Raw genomic sequence first — 16,019 nt, forward strand, 5'->3', positions numbered from 1 at the left:
CGGAAACAGCGGGACGCCCGTGTGGCGTGCCATGGGGCCGCTGTACGGCGCCGACTGTCGACGCAGAGCACCGCCCTCGCAGGCTGGGGAACCGGCCGGCCGACGCGTCGGGGCATGGACCTGCGCAGCGGTGCGCTGCGCCTGTAGCACGGATTCCGATATCACTTCACGACGGACGAATGCGGCGCTCTTCCCCTTGCGCGAGACAACCCGCCCGAACCCCCGATAAGCAGCAAAGAAGACCAAATCCCCCACGCTCAGCGTCGGCATTGCACTTCCTTCACAAGGTGCTCACATCCAGCTGGTTGCAGCGTAAACGGGGCCACTGACAGTGCCTCCGCCTGGGTGTACCGGTCTGCTGCGGCACCGCGATGGAAAAACGCCGCTCATCATGGTGGAAGCTCCCCCTGCCTCGCTCTACGTCACCGCAGCCGCGTATCGACTTGCGCGGCCCTGCCCCCTACGGGGTGTACAGCACACGTTGGCGGTGATCGTGCCGTTCACGGTCCATGAAATAGTCGATCCACGAGGTACGTGCAAGGCGATCGGCTGTTTCCGACCGAAGCAGTGTGTCGGCGCATCCGCTCGGGAGGAGGTTCGGGCTGGGCCCGATCAAGCCCGATGCAGCCATTCAAGCCGGCAAGTGCAGGTGGGTGTTCGACGTGACAGCGGGGCGACTCGGGCGCTGCGCGCTCGATGGCCAACGACATGGGGAGATCGGTGCATTGCGCCGACTGCGTCACTGGCCAACGGTGCGATGAAGAAAGCCTGTTCCTAGGACGTGTCTTCAAATGATCTTGGATGGTGGATCATGGTCCGGTGATACGTCGCCATGAACTGTGCGATGCCGAATGGGAGTTCGTCCGGCCGTTGCTGCCCGCATCCTTGCGGGGGCGGAAGCGGTTGGACGACCGAAGGGTCCTCAACGGGATCGTGTGGAAGTTCCGGACCGGGACGGCCTGGCGGGATGTGCCCGAGCGGTACGGGTCGTGGGCCACGCTGCACACCCGCTTCCGTCGGTGGGCGGCGGACGGCACCTTCGAGCGGATGCTCCGGGCCGCCCAGGCGCAGGCGGACGCGGCCGGGGACATCGACTGGCTGGTGTCGGTCGACTCGACCATCGTCCGCGCCCACCAGCATGCCGCCGGAGCTCGAAAAGGGGGATCCGCAGCCCGGGCCTCGGACGCTCCCGTGGCGGCCTGACCAGCAAAATCCACCTCGCCTGCGACGGCGTCGGCCGCCCGCTCGCCTTCACCCTCACGAGCGGCAACACCTACGACTGCACCCAGTTCACCGCCGTGATGGAGGCGATCCGGGTGCCCCGCGTCGGCCCAGGACGACCCCGCGTGCGGCCCGCCCACGTCCTGGGCGACAAGGGCTACAGTTCCCGGGCCATCCGCAGCTGGCTCAGGCGGCGCGGCATCGCCCACACGATCCCCGAGCGGGCCGATCAGGTTCGCAACAGGCTGAAGCGCGGCAGTCGTGGCGGGCGTCCGCCAGCCTTCGACAAGCAGCTCTACAAGCGACGCAACGTCGTGGAACGCTGCTTCAACCGACTGAAGCAATGGCGCGGCATCGCCACCCGGTACGACAAGACCGCCGAGTCCTACCAGGCAGCCGTCACCCTCGCATCGCTCCTGATGTGGGCGTGACATTTGACGACAACTCCTAGGGCTTGCGCCTACCTTGTCCTGCTGGTGTGGGAGGGGCAGCATTCGCTACACGATGGTGATGCTCGCTCGTCCCTGCATCCCACCAGCGTTGGCGCTGACCGTGGGCAGAACTGAAAATTCGCTGCGTGGTGCGCCTGCCGCCAGACGGCCGATGGTGCCCTGTCTGCTGTAGGTTGGCGGCGGCAACGCGCAGAGCGACCGCCTTCTTATTGCCAGCGCTTCGGCTGCCTTGGCGTGGATTCTCGGGGCTCGGCGGCAGACAGCCTTACCTGGTCAAGCCGGTCTCACCGTCCCGGACGAGGGCACATCTCGACACGGCCGTGTTGCCACCCCGCGTGGGTAGGTGTGTTGCCAGGAACTTCCCTGCCTCCTCGCATGTCTCGCTCGCGATCCGGCGGCCGAGCGTCTCCCCGCTCCGCTTCGGTTGTACGTGCCTGGAGCGCCGTGCCAGCCAGGCACGACGCTGGCACCGCACCGATCGTCACGGCCCCAATGCCAGCACCCCGGCGGGCAGGGCATACGCGGCAGCAGCCCTTCGTGCTACTGCGAGTGCGGGCCTCCATCGGATGGTGCAAAAGGTTGGCCGACAAGCGAGATCCGGGATCACCGCGCCCGGAGCCAGGGCACGGTGAACGGATATGCAAGGTCAGTTGCGGACAGCACGTACCAGCAGGTCCGTAAGCAGGCGGATGTCGTTGGGGGTGTTTTGCAGCCCGTTCCAGCGGCGCTGCTCGCCGTCGGCGAAGCGCCACATGCCGGAGGTCCAGGCGGTCACCGGCATGAGGCTCAGGACGGCGTTGCGAACCTGGTCGCAGTCGACGTCTTTGGCGGGCATTCCGTCGGTGAGGGTGTCCATGACGAAGCCCATGGCCTGGATGCCGACACCGTGGGTGAGGCGAGACTGACGAGGCGGAAGTTTCCAAGCGTCGCTGAAGGTGTCCTTCACGATGTTCCAATACGCGCGCAGGTGCTCCAGCATGCGCTCGACGTCGCCGGAGCCGTCCTCAGGGTTGCGGTACTGGTAGAGGGCGCCTTCGAAGAGGCTGTGTTCCAGCATGCGCAGCAGGCTGGTGTCCTTGATATTGCCGTGCGGTGAGGTAGGGCTGGCGATTCGGCCGAAGAAGGGGCCCTGACCGTCGGTGTTGAGGCGGGTCATCAACTGGGCCGGCAGACGCTTGCGGGCGTAGGCGGGCGGGAGGTGGCCGCTGGTTTCCGGCAGCAGCTCGTGGATGAGGCCCTTGGGCAATGGCTTGGTGGAGTTGACCAGGATGAACTGGGAGCGCTGGTCTTCTTGATTGTCGGCGATGAACCCGACGGCGGCGACGGGGAATTCGGCCAGGTCCGCGTCGCGGATGGCGGCGCTGCGCTGCTGGCCATCCACGATCAGGGCGGGCTTGTCCTCGTCGGTGAGGGATTCATCGACCGGGATCACCAGAACTCCGGGGACTGAGTAGTCCACGCCGGCATTCGGGCGGATACCGGTTTCGAACCGGACGGTGTCGTCGAAGGCCAGGACGAGCGCGTTGGGGAGCATGGCGTGCTCGGACTCGAGGTAGCGGCGGATGCCGCGGATGTGGCTGAGGACCTCAGGCCGCTGGTATCCCTGCAGTTCGCTGGTGTCGTTGCGGCGGACTCGGGAGACGGCCGCGAAGCTGTGGAGTTTCTTCCCGTCGACGGCAAAGCAGTAGATTTTCCGGTTGCCTTGGCGCACTTCAAGTGCGGGAAGCCTCAACTCGTATCGGTCGGCCATCACATCTCCTGGCAGGGTTTGAAAGAAAAGCTAGAGGGGGGTGAGTTTATGCGAAGGTGAGTTGTCTCATCTTGGCTTCGAGTACGGTGAGATTATGGAATCCGCGCCGCTTGTTCCGTTCACTGCCGCGGAATATAGCGATTTCGATACCGTGTTTCTTGCACAGGGCGCAAGGGCAACTGCGCCAGGGGGCGTCACTCAGGGTGCGTTCGTAGAACTCGAGGTAGCTTTTCTTTTTCGGGCCGAGTACGAGGCCCTCGTAGGTTGCGAGGGCACTCATGACTTCTTCTAGTGCCGTTTCTTCCTGGTCGAATTCACGCAGGGCGCGTAGGCATGAGCGTTCGGCGACGATGGCCTCGGCCTGGGAGACGTGGCCGGAGAGAATGAGGCGCTTCAGGGCAGGGTTTCCGTCGACCTGAGGTACGCGGATGGCGGTGTAGGAGTCGGTGGCCGTGTGGTAGTTGTTGCGGTCGTCCATGAAGGCTTGACGGAAGGCGGAGGTGCTGTCGAAGCTTGTCACGCCGTGGCGGGCGAACTGCTCCATGCTCTCGACACGGTTGATGCCGAGCAGGTGCAGTCCGGTTTCGGATGTGCGCACTTCGTCGATGGCGCGCAGGCAGGCCAGGATCTCGTGGGACTTCAGTGGGACCATGCCGCCAAGGGCGATGCGCCGATATCCCATCTTCTGCAGCTCCGCGACACTGTGGGCGTAGCTGTCGGGTCCCCATCCCTGAGCGGCGCCGACAGGTTCAAAGCGGGCGCCTTGCGCATGGGTTGCGGTGATGAAGTCCTCGGCGAGTTCGAGGGAGATCTGCTGGCGCTCCAACCACGCCGGCTCGGGTTCCGCGTCGGACTCTGCCTGGATGTATCCGAAAATGATGTGGTCGATGCTGATGCCTGCATCGAATCCGCAGCGGCCGTAGAAGTCGAGGACTTCGTCCACCTCGTACGGTGGGCGTTCTTCGTCGATGTAGTTGAAGGCGCCACAGTCACCGATCGTGGAGCAGGTGCCGGGAAGTCGGAAGAAGTTCCTCACACCCAGGCGGTAGAGCCGCTCCCGCTGTGGGGCAGAGTATTTTCCTGCACCCTTCATGGATCCGTCGACAACCGCCTTGCTGACGAGGATCCCGTCGTAGGGGATCGGCGTCACGGCCTGGTGGGCGTAGACGTCATCACGCTGGCGCACTCGGTAGGGCGAGTACTCGTCGTTGATGAAGTCGTAGGTGGGGCTCACCAGGTCCTGACTGTCAGGGAAATAGAATTTCACGCGGCTTTTGCCTTTTCCTGCACATAGATACGGAGGAGGTAGTTCGACAGGGTGCTGATGTGGCGCGGGTTGTTCTGGAGTTCGTTCCAGGGGGTGTTCAGGTCGGGCCAGCGTCCCTGGGTCCAGCGGCAATGAGGGGCGATCAGGGCGAGTTCGGCTTGCGCCTGCTCCACGGCACGGGAGGAGGCGGGGTCGATGGCCATCATCACCCGGTCCATGAGGCGTCCCATGGAGCGGATGCCCACGCCGTGCATCAACCGGGACCGGGTCGGCGGGAGCCCCCACGCGGTGGGAAAGGTGTCACGCACGGCACTCCAGTAGATGACGAGGATCTGGCGGATGGTGGCCGTGTCGACTGTGCCGTTGGACAGATTCTTATACGGGAAAAAGATGCCTGAAGGGGAGTTGAGAGATTCCTGGATGGCTGTGGTGAGGCTGTTGTCCGTGACGACGGCGTCCGCTTTCTGCTCGGCCGTGGTGGAGGGGCGGCGCACCAAGCCCCGGAACGGTGAGTCCTTGTCGTGGTTGAGGGCTTCGACCAGGACGGAGGGGAGCTTGCGGGCGGAAAGCTTGGTGGGCAGGGCCGTGCCGACTTCCGGGAGGAGTTCGGTGACCAAGTTGGTGGGCAGCGGAGAGACCGTGTTTACGCGCAGAAACTGGTCTCGTTGGGTTTCGAGGTCTTCGGCAACGAATCCGGCAATGGTCACGGCCAGGCGGGTGTTACGTGTGCGGGCCAGTGCGAGGCTGCGCTGCTGGCCGTCGACGATCCAGGCAGGCCGCGGGGCGTCGGGGGAATCGGGCAGGGGAATCTCCAGGGTGCCCGACGTACACAGGCCGTCGCTGCTGCCCGGGCCCGGGCTGGACTTGAACCGCACGCTCGAAGGCAGCGCCAGGATCAGCCCGTTGGGAAAAAGTACCTCTTCGCCGTTGAGGTAATCGAGGATCTGGCGTACGTGCTGCTTCTTCTCGGGCCGCTGGTAGCCGATCAGTTTGCCGGCCTCGTCCCGAGAGATCCGTGCCACGTCGGCAACCTGATGCACCTCTTCTGCCGCCAGGGTGAACACATACAGGGGGATCGTGGGGTGCTGCTCGATCCGCAGGGCCCGGCGCTTAAGCACAGTGGAGGTCATCGAGGGCCAATCGTTGAGGTATACAGGTCTGCGAAGCGCTTCTGCTCACAGGCCATCCCCTTATCTCTCAACAGGCGCAGCAGGCGGGTGCGCGAGTAGTCGGGGTAGCGGTCCTTCATCTCTTTGATGAAGTCGATCACGGCCGGGTCCGACATCGGCCGGCGGGCATAGCGTTCTGGGCGGGCTGCCTGAGACGCCCATGTGCTCCAACGTTCCTTGGCGGCTGGCGTGATGAGGTGACCCGGCGTGCAGTGCTCGAGCCAGGAGGCCGCCATTCGGACGTTCAAACTGGTCAGCGTTCCGCCTAGAGCCTGCCTAAGGGCGGCGTTGGCCGGCATGCGCACGATCCCGTCCAGATCGCTGGCGCCGCCGATCAGCACTACGTCGGATCCGGTAGACGCCAGCGAGGCAAGGTCGTTGTACATGGCCTGGGCATAGGCCTCGGACAGCACCACCAGAGCCTGTCCGGCAGCTGCCGCGATCTGGGGAAGATGGCGGCTGGCGTCCATGCGCTGCAGATGATCCCACCACTGGGCTGCCTGTGCGCTGGAGGATGCCACGGAATCCGCATGTCGAGGCATGAAAGTGGCCGCATAGGACGGGGCAAGGCTGGAGACTGGTTGGAGGCCCAGGCCGGCCGAGGCCACGTACAGGCGAGGCGCAAACCCTGCCTGGGATGCGGCTTTCGCGAGGGCAGCGGCGCGACGCCATTGGTCGCCCTGGTACAGCTCCCCCAAAGCGGTCCGCCGGCCCGGTGCGGCGTGCAGGCGGCGTGCCCATTCAGCGGCGCGTTGTCGGATGTCCGTGGCGGGCAGTTCACGCACGCGTAGGCCGGGTTCGGGGGGGGAGGTCTTCCGGTCTGTGCACGTGACCACGATGGGCAACTCGTTCACTGCGGATCGACCTCTGGCTTCCGTAACTCGATTCTTGTTGTGGTTACTGTAGCCGGTAGTTAAGAGGGTAGGCTGCAACTGTCTCAACGGAGGCAACTGGACCTTAGGTTAGGGAGTGACAGCATGGACCGTCCCGCGATCGTGTTGCTGAGCGGCGGCCTGGACTCGACCACGGTGCTGGCCATCGCCAAGGACCTGGGCTTCACTCCCTATGCGCTCAGCTTCCGCTACGGGCAGCGACACTCCATCGAGTTGGAGGCGGCGCAGCGCGTCGCAGAGGTCCAGGGGGTGGCCCGGCACGTCATCGCCGACATCGATCTGCGGGTCTTCGGCGGCTCTGCCCTGACGGCCGACATCGAGGTGCCCAAGCACGAGTCCCTCACCGACGTGGAGGATGCGGGGGTACCGATCACCTACGTGCCGGCCCGCAACACGATCTTCCTGTCGTTCGCGTTGGCGTTTGCCGAGACTGTCGGCGCCAGCGACATCTTCACCGGGGTCACGGCGGTGGACTACAGCGGCTATCCCGACTGCCGCCCCGAGTACATGGAGGCCTTCGCCACCATGGCCAACCTGGCGACCCGAGCCGGCGTCGAAGGCACCTCCAAGATCACGCTGCACTCCCCCCTGATCGCCCTGTCCAAGGCCGACATCGTCCGTGAGGGCCTGCGTCTGGGCGTGGACTACTCCCTCACCTCCTCCTGCTACGACCCCGACGGGCAGGGGCGGGCTTGCGGCCGGTGCGACACCTGCCTGCTGCGGCTGAAGGGCTTCGCTGAGGCTGGCGTCAAGGACCCCGTCCGGTACCAGAACGCCTGAACATGACCTACCTGATCAAAGAAATCTTCTACACGCTGCAGGGAGAAGGCGGCCACGCTGGCCGCCCTGCGGTCTTTTGCCGGTTTTCCCGTTGCAACCTGTGGACCGGCCGAGAACGCGACCGCTCCCGTGCCATTTGCCAGTTTTGTGACACCGACTTCGTCGGCACCGACGGCGAAGGCGGCGGCCGCTTCCGCACGGCGCAGGAGTTGGCCGAAGCCGTCGAGGCCGCCTGGCCTACCGCCGATCAAGCCCACCGGTTCGTGGTGTGCACGGGCGGAGAACCGCTGCTGCAGCTGGACGAGGCCGCCATCGACGCCCTCCACGATCGCGGCTTCGAGATCGCCGTGGAAACGAACGGCACCCGCCCGGCCCCCCGCGGCATCGACTGGCTGTGCGTCAGCCCGAAGATCGGCTCCACCCTGGTCCTCACGAGCGGCGACGAACTCAAGCTCGTCTACCCTCAGGCTGGCGGCGACCCCGCCCAGTTCGAGGGGCTGGACTTTCGCCACTTTAGGCTGCAACCGCTGGATGATGCCGACCGCGAGGCCCACACTCGCGCCGTCGTCGAGTACTGCATGAAGAACCCGCGCTGGACACTTTCCCTCCAGACGCACAAGTATCTGGGAATTCAGTAATGGAAATCTTTCGCGAGTTCGCCTTCGAGGCAGCCCACCGCCTGCCGCGCGTGCCGGAGGGCCACAAGTGTGCCCGCCTGCACGGCCACTCCTACAAGGTCACTGTGCACGTGGAAGCGCCCGTCGACGTGGAGGCGGGCTGGGTGATGGACTTCGGCGACATCAAGCGCGCATTTACGCCAATTGATGCACAACTCGACCATTACTACCTGAACGATATCGAAGGCCTCGACAACCCCACCAGCGAGAACCTGGCCCGCTGGATCTGGGGCCGGTTGATCACCGAGCTTCCCAGTTTGTCCGCAATCACCGTGCGCGAAACCTGCACCTCCGGTTGCACCTACCGAGGCGAGTGACGGCATGCACGACATCCAAAACGAGCCCGACGGCCGCGGCATCCCTATCGACGAGGTCGGCATCAGCGGCCTGCGCTACCCCCTCACCTTCGACGACGGCCACACCCGCCAGCACGGCATCGCCGACATCGCCGTCACCGTCCGCCTGCAGGCCGACCGGCGCGGCACCCACATGAGCCGCATGATCGCCCTCATCCACGAGGACGTAGCTACCCTCACCCCGCAGGAGTTGCCCATCGCCCTCAAGCGCGGGCTGACCCTGCTGGACGCCCCGGCTCTCACGCTCACGTGCACGCTGCCCGTCGCCACCGTTGTCACCGCTCCCGCCAGTGGCCAAGAGTCCTGGCAGACCCATGACCTCACGGTTACCGGCCGCATCGATGACTCTGGATGCACCGTCACGACGGCTGTGACCAGCCATGTCACCAGCCTGTGCCCCTGCTCCAAAGCCATTTCCGACTACGGCGCCCACAATCAGCGCAGCGAGATCACCCTCGAGGTCACCGGCACCGCCGACACCCCCTACCCCCTGCAGGTCCACGAGATGGTCGCCCTGCTGCGCAGCGCTGGCTCCGCCCCGGTCATCCCTCTTATCAAACGCCCCGACGAACGCGTCGTGACCATGCAGGCTTATGACCACCCCGTCTTCGTCGAAGACATCATCCGGGACATAAGTCTCACCTGCCGCCAAAAGGGCCTTACGCACGCCGTCCGCGCGAAGAACCTGGAAAGCATCCACAGCCACGACGCCATCGCCACCCTCACCTACAACCACTTCTGACCCGACACCGGCGGCCCCGGCCACCGCCAAGGCGAGAAGTCAACCGCCGTGCACGAGTCCAGCCTGAGCAGAGTCCCTTTGAGCGCCCGAGCACGGCTGACGGCAGCATCAACTTCCCCAAACAGGTGCCGAGTTGACCTACTTTTCGGTAACTCGCTAGCATTTCAGTAACGTTAAGGGGCCCCACCGTGGCATGCCATGGTGGGGCCCCTTTTTGTCCTCTTCTGCACAAGCGGTCGAGGCGAGAGGGGCATCGCCGTCACCAGGTTCCTAGGCCACGAGAGCGACGACGCCCCACTACGAAGGGAGTTACCCATGAACCACCAGCGTGACATGTCTGGCACGGGGAGCCAGAAGGACGGCTTGGTCAGTTCCGAGGCGCAACTCCTAGGCACGCCCCGATGCGTGCGCGTGACCATCGGCAAGCACTTCAATCTGTCCGTGTCTCTGTCGGTCTCGCCTGCCTTCCTCACGCTCCTGGCCGCTGTCGTTGGTGTCGCGGGTGGGAACTACTGGTTCCTGCTCTGAACTTCTTGGCCTGCTTTACCTGTCCATGGCCTGGCGCAGTGATCAGTGACAGGCCATGGACCACTGGTGGACGGGGCGAACTCACTGGATTGCACCAGAGCCGGTAACCAGCACTTTTCCATGGGACAGAAGGGGCGTCCGGAGCTGGAGGCGGAGTCGGCCATCCACCGCCGGGCCGCAGAGCTCTTGAGCGAGGCGACCTCCTGCAAAGGCGGTTCGGAGTCATCCGCATGATGGCCGACGAGGCCCATTCCGTGGAATGGGCCTGCCGGGTGCTGCACGTGGCAGAGTCGGGCTACTACGTCTGGACAGAGCGGCTGCCGTCGGCCCGTACGGTGCGGCACGCCTGGCTGACCGAGGCCATCCTCGGCATTCATGTCACCTTCCGCGGCACCTACAGCTGCCGCTGTGTGCGCGCCGAACTCACCCCGGGAGTAAGCATTCACGTGCATCACGGCGCCGCGCTGATGCTGATTCGGCGGGCCGGACTACTCGGTCTGCCTGGAACCGCACCCGCCGGCCTCGGCCCCAAACCCCCTCGGCGGCCGACCTTATCAACCGCAACTTCACACGCAAGGCGCGGGATCTGCTGAGGGGCACCGGCATCACCGAACACCCCGCGCTGGAGGGCAAGGGGTATTGCGCGGTCGTCCTGGACACGTTCTCCCGTCGGGTGGTCGGCTGCAGGTCCATCGACGCCTTACATCTCCGGGGTACGGGCTGCTTAGCAGGCTGAGGCTTGGGAGCCTGTCGTCTCCTGAAGTTGGCCCCCTCAGGAACCAGCCTCCGGCGTAGCAGGCGAGTGGCCCGAAGTTCCTTACGCTGACGCGGCGGTGGCCGCGGCCTGCGCCCGCTGATCTCCCATGAGATCGCATTAGGAGCACGTTTCACGCGCACCCCTGCAGGCGTGCTGCGGACCCTGCAGGGGTGCCCTGTACCGGCCCTGCGCGTCACCTTCATGTGAGCTGGCGGTTCTGCAGGCCCCCGTCTTCAGGTTCCCGCCGACTCAATGGAGTTGAGTCAGCTGACCTGCTCGTTTTCCAGTGATGCGCATCGGGCAGCCGTCGACAGAGGCTGACCAGGTTGCACTCGTTTGTGTGCTCCTGACTCTCTTGGGCAGACGGGGCGAACGCGGTCCCCCTAATGTGTCGCCATGAGCCTGATCGATGGCATCACTGCGTCCGCGGACTGGGTTGCCAAGGACATGGAGGCGATGCTCCGGGAGTGCGATGCTGTCATCGCGTCGAAGGATGAGCACTTGGCCCGTCTGGCGGCGGGTATCGAGGCACTCCGGGCCGAGATGGATCAGATCAGCGCCGAACGGGCTCTGACCGTTGCTGACCGCGACAAGGCAGAGCAAGTCCTCGCAGCGTTCCGGGCGGCTGTGAAAAAGGGGACAGGCCTGCGCCAGTCGCGTGGGCACGCCCGGACCTGGCTACGCGTCGTCCCTGACGCCCCCGACCCTGATGACGACGTAGCAGCTGAGGACGTAGTGGCCCGCTCCGCGTCCGCAGCGGCCGAGCGGCGAGAGGCCCTGGCTGACTCACCTGCGACCACCGTGGAACCCGAAGTGGCGGCCATCCGGGTCAGCGGCGAACGGTCGGTCGCAGTGATGGAGATCGTCACAGCCGAACCAGACCGGGGCTGGACACCAAAGGACATCGCGGTGCGGCTTGAGGGCCACGACGCCGGCCAGGAGCAGGCCGCTTATGCTCGCGCGCGGGCCCTACTGGATTCACTGGTCAAGCGGAAGGTGCTGCACAAGCAGCGCGAAGGCGGCAACCAGCGGTGTGTGTTCCGGCTGGCCGCCGCTTGGGAGGCCGCCTAGACGGGCGCATCCCACATGAGCGACCGCCGCCCCATGCCCGGCCAAGGTGTAGAGGCCAGCGCCTAGGCACGAGGCGGCGGTCTCCAGCGCGGCTTGGCCGCCACACCCTGACGCTAGCGGGTTTCTGCTCGCGCGAAGAGGGGTGTCCGGCCAATTTCCCCCTATCGGGAGGTCGGGCAGACATGCCCTTTTCGCACACTTATCTGAAGCAGTCAGTGTGGGGTAGGTCCACGTTATCCGTCGTCGCTGCACGTCTGAGGCGGAAGCGGCTGGCGACGGACCCCGTTCTCGTCCATTGGCCAGTCCACATGGCGGGGCCAAAGCATCTCGCCCAGCGCCTCCTCAAGGCTGGCCACGGTGAGCAGGTCAGGCCATGCCGAGCCGGTGAGGACGTTCGTGATGACCTGTCGGTTGACGCCCGAGGCGGCAGCCAGCGCGTTGGCGCTCAGCCCCTTGCGTTCCATTGCTTCCGCGAGCGCCCGTGCGACGGCCTGGCCGACCTGCGCGGGGCGATAGCCGTCCATCATCGCGTATGGCCAGTCGCCGGCCATGGCGTACTCCCACGGCTTCTTCCCACGTCTCGTTCCTCCAGGCACGCGACCAGTGTGACGGACGGTGCACCGACATGCGCACCCCGCCCATAGATGCTATTCAAGCAGCAGGAAGGTGGTGTCGTCAGGTCTATGTCCGCGACTAGAACGGTTCGGCATGTGATTACTCAACGAAGTGGAGGTGAGAGGCCGTGACGACGGGGCGTTCCCTGCTGGCGGCCGACGAGAAGCTGATGCCCACGCGCAAGATGCGCGCCGATCAGCAAGTGGCCGTGATCAAGGCTGCGTGCATGTCGACGGTGCCCCTGGGTGCTGTCCAGTTGGCAGAGACCACCGGGTTTCCCGCGAAGAACTGCGGGCTTGTCCCCATGTTCGCGGTCGATACAGGGCTGCTCGTCAAGGCGCACCGGTCGACGATGTATCTCCCGAGCCGTAAGGGCCGTGCAGTGGCCCGCGCCTTCGCCAGGAGCGAGGAAGCGGGACTGGAGGCCTTGCGTAGCGTGTGGCGAGGGCAGTGGTTCGGGCGTGCCATGCGGGAGCGACTGGGTCACGGCCCCGTCACACGCGAGGGTCTGGTCGCCAAACTGCTTCTGACCGCCCGAGCCAACGTGAACCGGATCCGACAGGCACACGTCCTTCTGGATCTTCTGGTGGTCGTGGGCATGGTGGTCCCCTGCGAGAACGGACTTCTGAACTGGTACGACGGCGCCGCTTACGCCCTCGAGGAGCGATCAGCTCCCCAGGCTCTCGACGTAGCCTCCGCCGAGGCGTCGCCAGAAGCGTCTGGGCCCCAAGACACGCCCGTCGGCGATGCCCCAGGCGACGACACCCCCCTGCCCAGCACGTCTCCGCAGAGCGAGCCGGAGCATGCTTCGACAGGGGGTGCCGGACTCGGCATGACCGAGGAGCACGGCTCGGACGGGCGCAGGGCCGCCAAGGTCCCGGACCCGCGACGCGCGTCCACGACCGGCCCGCATCCCGGACCCGCGGTCGCAGACGACGATCTGCTCGCGTTGCTACTCCCGCCCGTACTGCTGGCCGATCTGACCCGTCTGACAGAGCAGGAGGTGATCGCTCTGCACGGCCACTTGCGTGCGGTGGCCTCACTCACCGCGAAACTCCGGGGGCGTCCCGTCTCATAAGACCCCCTAAAGGAACGGTCCGGCAGCGCCCACTATCCCTTGGCCGGGTTGGTGCTGCCGGACCCCCACCGTTACCACGACCGGCGCGGCGAGGCCGCGCAGGAAGGGGCTTCGGCATGCCCTCACACAAGGCGAGGAACAGCGTCCACCGTAGCGCGCCCGCGCCCCACAGCGCGTGTGATTCACCCGCCCGGACCCCGCTTACCCCGGCAGCCCACCGTGACTAGGGCAACGATCAAAGAGGCGCTGCTGGAAGTCAGCCGACTCTGGCTACACAAGGCCGCCGCAGGCGAGATGAGCATCGAGACCGTCGACCTCTACATCCAGGTCACCGAACGCTTCCACCGCTACGCCGACGCCCATCACATCAGCCGTATGGACGACGTCACCCGAGACTTGACGGAATCGTTCATCACCGCCCCCGGACGCGACCGCCGCAACAACATCACCTTGATCCCCGGGAACAGCACCCGCCGTCAGCGCCGCTCCGCGATCGCCTCCCTCTTCGCGCACGCCCGGGCTCTGGGCATGACCAGGGCCGCACCGCTCCTCGACTCCCCGCCGATCAAGCGCGACCCTCACAGCCCCGGCACCGGACTCACCGGGCGGGACATCGAGAACTTGCAGTTCCACGCTGAGCGCGGCATGCCCGCAACCCGGCACGCCGCCCTCCTCGCACTTCTCCTTGCAGGGCTGAACAGTGCCGAGACCGCAGCCGCCACCACCACCGACCTCGACCTGCCTGCAGCCGAAGTCAGCACCGCTGGCGGCACCCGCACCCACCCCCGCACCTGCTCACTCAACGAGTGGGGCGCCTACGTGCTGGGCTTGCGCGCCGCCCGCCTCGAGCGCGCCGGGCACGGCCCGCACCGGCTTGTCACCAGCACGAAATCCTCACGGTACGGCGCCCAGGCCAGCGTCGGCGCTGGCTTCAACGACATCGCCCGTAACGCCGGACTCGCCACCCGCAAGCGCAAGGTCGAACCCCGCGACATCACCCGCTACGTCGCCCGCCAGGTCCTGCACGAGACCGGCCAGTTGTCCGAGGTCGCCCGCCGCCTGGGCCTGTCCTCCCTCGATGCCGCGGCCGGCTTGGCCGGCCTCGCCTGGCAGAACGGGGAGGCCTCCCCATGAGTCGACGCAAAACCACGCCGCCCAAAAGCCCCCTCACAGCCGAGGCAAAACGGAAGAAGGACCAGCCCACTTACATCTACGGTGCCATCCCCGACGATGCCTTCGGCGCCAAGACCGACCGGCCGCCGCCCAAAGGCCCCGAAGCCCCTCCGCTCACCCAGGACGAACGGTTCGAGTACCTGGTGAACAACCCGGACCTCTACACCGCCGCCACCGCACTGCCCGGCCCGAACAAGGTCGGGCGCCCCGCCCACTACCCGCCCGCCGTCTACTTGATCTTCCTCTGCTCAATCTCACTGTTCGGCTCCGCCCGCTCCACCGCCAGCCACCTCCAGCGCCCCCTGTGGTGGGAAGCCGTACGCCGAGCAGTCCGAGCCCACCAAGGGGACGAAGCAGCCGACGCCCTCAGGGCCACCGGCCCCTCCCGTAGTAACTGGAACCACTACTTTCACAAGCGCCTCAAATCCGCCCATGGAGCGGTCCGCGACGCCAGCCGCGACCTGTGGATCCAGCAGGCCCTCGACCACGGAATGATGAAGGAGTCTGACAAGCGCACCAGTCGCATCTACCCCGAGCGCCACCAGGTCCTACATGGCGACGCCACCGTCGCCGCCCCTCCCTCCTCCCACACCGAGCACGAGACCGTAGACCAAGCCACAGGAGAGATCCGAACCCACCGAGTAGACGAAGACGCCGGCGTCACAACCGAAGGCGGCGGCAGGCAGGTCTATGGCAACAAATTCCTCTCCGTGGGCGTCCGCCTTGCCAACAGGGCCCACAGTCGCGTGATCCTGGCGCTGGAATCCATCCGCCACAGATCTCAAGAAGAAGACCCGGAACGGGAAGCCGAAGGCGCCGCCTTCGTCGAGCTGGTCAAGCACATCCTCACCCGCGCGCCCGGCCTACGAGCCGCCACCTACGACGCGGCCCTCCGCGGCGTCCACCGCGCCCCCTTGATCGCCGAAGGCCTGCTCGTTTTCACCCCCCAACACACAGGACTCCCACCGCAGTCCCTGGAGCGCTACCAGGATGGTCCCTGCAAACACGATCTCTACGTCGCCGAGGCGCGGGTCTGCGAACGCCACATCACCGTCGACGGGCAGACCCACTACACACCGCTCCCCGTCGAGGAACTCGAATGCCGCCCAGGAAGGCGGACCCGCTACTACCACCGCCTCACGATCCCGTGCCGCTTCAAAGACCACACGCTTCGCATCCGGGTCGATGAAACCGAAGACGACCGCCAGATCGATCCCACCGCAGGCAAGAAACGCTTCAACCGCACCGAACACCTCCGGCAGGTCCCACCCGACACACCCGCAGGCCGCCGTCTCAAAGGGTTCCGTCAGGACAGCGAATCTACACATTCACGATTCGACCAGAGTTACCCACATAAAAGGGTCCCCGCCTACGGAGCCAAAGGAGCCCTCCTCATCTACATCGGCTACGCCTGGCTGAACAACTCCGTCACGCGGGCCATGCACCACCAGGCGGCCCTCGTCACCTGACACTGCCCCTCGCCCGGACCC

The 16,019-nt window shown here is 65.8% G+C and carries 16 protein-coding genes; 11 read left to right on the forward strand and 5 right to left on the reverse strand.

Translation table 11 applies throughout. The annotated features are described in order from the left end of the window. The first annotated feature begins 822 nt into the window (after positions 1 to 822). A protein-coding gene (locus AQJ64_RS46705) for an IS5 family transposase (protein WP_420876522.1) occupies positions 823 to 1,652 on the forward strand; the annotation gives its coding sequence in 2 pieces (ribosomal slippage) (positions 823 to 1,164 and positions 1,167 to 1,652; 828 coding nt in all). Positions 1,653 to 2,319: 667 nt separating this feature from the next. Here AQJ64_RS46705 and dbpB (AQJ64_RS31575) read toward each other — a convergent pair. From dbpB (AQJ64_RS31575) to AQJ64_RS31590, 4 genes are read right to left on the reverse strand one after another with little or no spacing between them, the layout of a single operon-like run. Further along, a complete protein-coding gene (dbpB, locus tag AQJ64_RS31575; protein ID WP_055632421.1) occupies positions 2,320 to 3,423 on the reverse strand; it encodes a DGQHR domain-containing protein DpdB in 1,104 nt (367 codons plus the stop codon). Positions 3,424 to 3,469: 46 nt separating this feature from the next. Continuing rightward, positions 3,470 to 4,690, reverse strand: coding sequence for a tRNA-guanine transglycosylase DpdA (dpdA, locus tag AQJ64_RS31580; protein WP_055632422.1), 1,221 nt, complete (start codon positions 4,688 to 4,690; stop codon positions 3,470 to 3,472). Further along, the gene (dbpB, locus tag AQJ64_RS31585) at positions 4,687 to 5,820 is read right to left on the reverse strand and encodes a DGQHR domain-containing protein DpdB (RefSeq protein WP_055632423.1); all 1,134 of its coding nucleotides are present in this window, start codon (positions 5,818 to 5,820) and stop codon (positions 4,687 to 4,689) included. The genes dpdA and dbpB (AQJ64_RS31585) overlap by 4 nt, the downstream gene beginning before the upstream one ends. After that, positions 5,817 to 6,644 (reverse strand): hypothetical protein, encoded by an 828-nt coding sequence (locus tag AQJ64_RS31590; protein WP_240512501.1) that lies wholly within the window; start codon positions 6,642 to 6,644, stop codon positions 5,817 to 5,819. Before AQJ64_RS31590 ends, dbpB (AQJ64_RS31585) begins: the two co-directional genes overlap by 4 nt. Before the next feature lie 192 nt (positions 6,645 to 6,836). On the opposite strand from AQJ64_RS31590, the gene queC reads away from it, so the two are divergent. The 7 genes from queC (at position 6,837) to AQJ64_RS31620 (ending at position 11,663) form a co-directional block, all read left to right on the forward strand. Next, positions 6,837 to 7,532, forward strand: coding sequence for a 7-cyano-7-deazaguanine synthase QueC (gene queC / locus AQJ64_RS31595; protein ID WP_055632425.1), 696 nt, complete (start codon positions 6,837 to 6,839; stop codon positions 7,530 to 7,532). A gap of 2 nt (positions 7,533 to 7,534) precedes the next feature. After that, positions 7,535 to 8,170: a 7-carboxy-7-deazaguanine synthase gene (queE, locus tag AQJ64_RS31600; RefSeq protein ID WP_055632426.1), complete on the forward strand. Its 636-nt coding sequence runs from the start codon at positions 7,535 to 7,537 to the stop codon at positions 8,168 to 8,170. Continuing rightward, entirely contained in the window at positions 8,170 to 8,526 is a 357-nt protein-coding gene (queD, locus tag AQJ64_RS31605) for a 6-carboxytetrahydropterin synthase QueD (protein WP_055632427.1), read from the forward strand. Before queE ends, queD begins: the two co-directional genes overlap by 1 nt. Before the next feature lie 4 nt (positions 8,527 to 8,530). Continuing rightward, entirely contained in the window at positions 8,531 to 9,307 is a 777-nt protein-coding gene (locus tag AQJ64_RS31610) for a GTP cyclohydrolase I FolE2 (RefSeq protein ID WP_055632428.1), read from the forward strand. 315 nt (positions 9,308 to 9,622) lie between these two features. Next, positions 9,623 to 9,835: a hypothetical protein gene (locus AQJ64_RS31615; protein WP_055632429.1), complete on the forward strand. Its 213-nt coding sequence runs from the start codon at positions 9,623 to 9,625 to the stop codon at positions 9,833 to 9,835. Positions 9,836 to 10,065: 230 nt separating this feature from the next. Then, the gene (locus AQJ64_RS49250) at positions 10,066 to 10,428 is read left to right on the forward strand and encodes a hypothetical protein (protein ID WP_157880858.1); all 363 of its coding nucleotides are present in this window, start codon (positions 10,066 to 10,068) and stop codon (positions 10,426 to 10,428) included. 560 nt (positions 10,429 to 10,988) lie between these two features. Continuing rightward, positions 10,989 to 11,663, forward strand: a complete 675-nt coding sequence (locus tag AQJ64_RS31620; protein ID WP_055632430.1) for a hypothetical protein — start codon at positions 10,989 to 10,991, stop codon at positions 11,661 to 11,663. Positions 11,664 to 11,896: 233 nt separating this feature from the next. Here AQJ64_RS31620 and AQJ64_RS31625 read toward each other — a convergent pair whose 3' ends face one another. Next, positions 11,897 to 12,214, reverse strand: a complete 318-nt coding sequence (locus AQJ64_RS31625; RefSeq protein ID WP_055632431.1) for a helix-turn-helix domain-containing protein — start codon at positions 12,212 to 12,214, stop codon at positions 11,897 to 11,899. Positions 12,215 to 12,405: 191 nt separating this feature from the next. Here AQJ64_RS31625 and AQJ64_RS31630 point away from each other — a divergent pair, with 191 nt between their 5' ends. The 3 genes from AQJ64_RS31630 (at position 12,406) to AQJ64_RS51230 (ending at position 15,998) form a co-directional block, all read left to right on the forward strand. Further along, the gene (locus tag AQJ64_RS31630) at positions 12,406 to 13,356 is read left to right on the forward strand and encodes a hypothetical protein (RefSeq protein WP_240512502.1); all 951 of its coding nucleotides are present in this window, start codon (positions 12,406 to 12,408) and stop codon (positions 13,354 to 13,356) included. Positions 13,357 to 13,650: 294 nt separating this feature from the next. After that, on the forward strand, positions 13,651 to 14,490 hold the full coding sequence (locus AQJ64_RS31635) for a hypothetical protein (RefSeq protein ID WP_240512503.1): 840 nt from the start codon (positions 13,651 to 13,653) through the stop codon (positions 14,488 to 14,490). Next, positions 14,487 to 15,998, forward strand: a complete 1,512-nt coding sequence (locus tag AQJ64_RS51230; RefSeq protein WP_240512504.1) for a hypothetical protein — start codon at positions 14,487 to 14,489, stop codon at positions 15,996 to 15,998. Before AQJ64_RS31635 ends, AQJ64_RS51230 begins: the two co-directional genes overlap by 4 nt. Positions 15,999 to 16,019 lie beyond the last annotated feature (21 nt).

It is taken from the genome of Streptomyces griseoruber (genome assembly GCF_001514205.1).
In the GTDB taxonomy this organism is placed as follows: domain Bacteria; phylum Actinomycetota; class Actinomycetes; order Streptomycetales; family Streptomycetaceae; genus Streptomyces; species Streptomyces griseoruber.

What these genes read in the sequence shown, in the direction of transcription:
- dbpB (WP_055632421.1), bottom strand. Translation starts at nt 3,423, where the DNA reads ATGGCCGACCGATACGAGTTGAGGCTTCCCGCACTTGAAGTGCGCCAA.
- dbpB (WP_055632423.1), bottom strand. Translation starts at nt 5,820, where the DNA reads ATGACCTCCACTGTGCTTAAGCGCCGGGCCCTGCGGATCGAGCAGCAC.
- queC (WP_055632425.1), top strand. Translation starts at nt 6,837, where the DNA reads ATGGACCGTCCCGCGATCGTGTTGCTGAGCGGCGGCCTGGACTCGACC.
- queE (WP_055632426.1), top strand. Translation starts at nt 7,535, where the DNA reads ATGACCTACCTGATCAAAGAAATCTTCTACACGCTGCAGGGAGAAGGC.
- queD (WP_055632427.1), top strand. Translation starts at nt 8,170, where the DNA reads ATGGAAATCTTTCGCGAGTTCGCCTTCGAGGCAGCCCACCGCCTGCCG.
- AQJ64_RS31610 (WP_055632428.1), top strand. Translation starts at nt 8,531, where the DNA reads ATGCACGACATCCAAAACGAGCCCGACGGCCGCGGCATCCCTATCGAC.
- AQJ64_RS31615 (WP_055632429.1), top strand. Translation starts at nt 9,623, where the DNA reads ATGAACCACCAGCGTGACATGTCTGGCACGGGGAGCCAGAAGGACGGC.
- AQJ64_RS49250 (WP_157880858.1), top strand. Translation starts at nt 10,066, where the DNA reads ATGATGGCCGACGAGGCCCATTCCGTGGAATGGGCCTGCCGGGTGCTG.
- AQJ64_RS31620 (WP_055632430.1), top strand. Translation starts at nt 10,989, where the DNA reads ATGAGCCTGATCGATGGCATCACTGCGTCCGCGGACTGGGTTGCCAAG.
- AQJ64_RS31625 (WP_055632431.1), bottom strand. Translation starts at nt 12,214, where the DNA reads ATGGCCGGCGACTGGCCATACGCGATGATGGACGGCTATCGCCCCGCG.
- AQJ64_RS31635 (WP_240512503.1), top strand. Translation starts at nt 13,651, where the DNA reads ATGAGCATCGAGACCGTCGACCTCTACATCCAGGTCACCGAACGCTTC.
- AQJ64_RS51230 (WP_240512504.1), top strand. Translation starts at nt 14,487, where the DNA reads ATGAGTCGACGCAAAACCACGCCGCCCAAAAGCCCCCTCACAGCCGAG.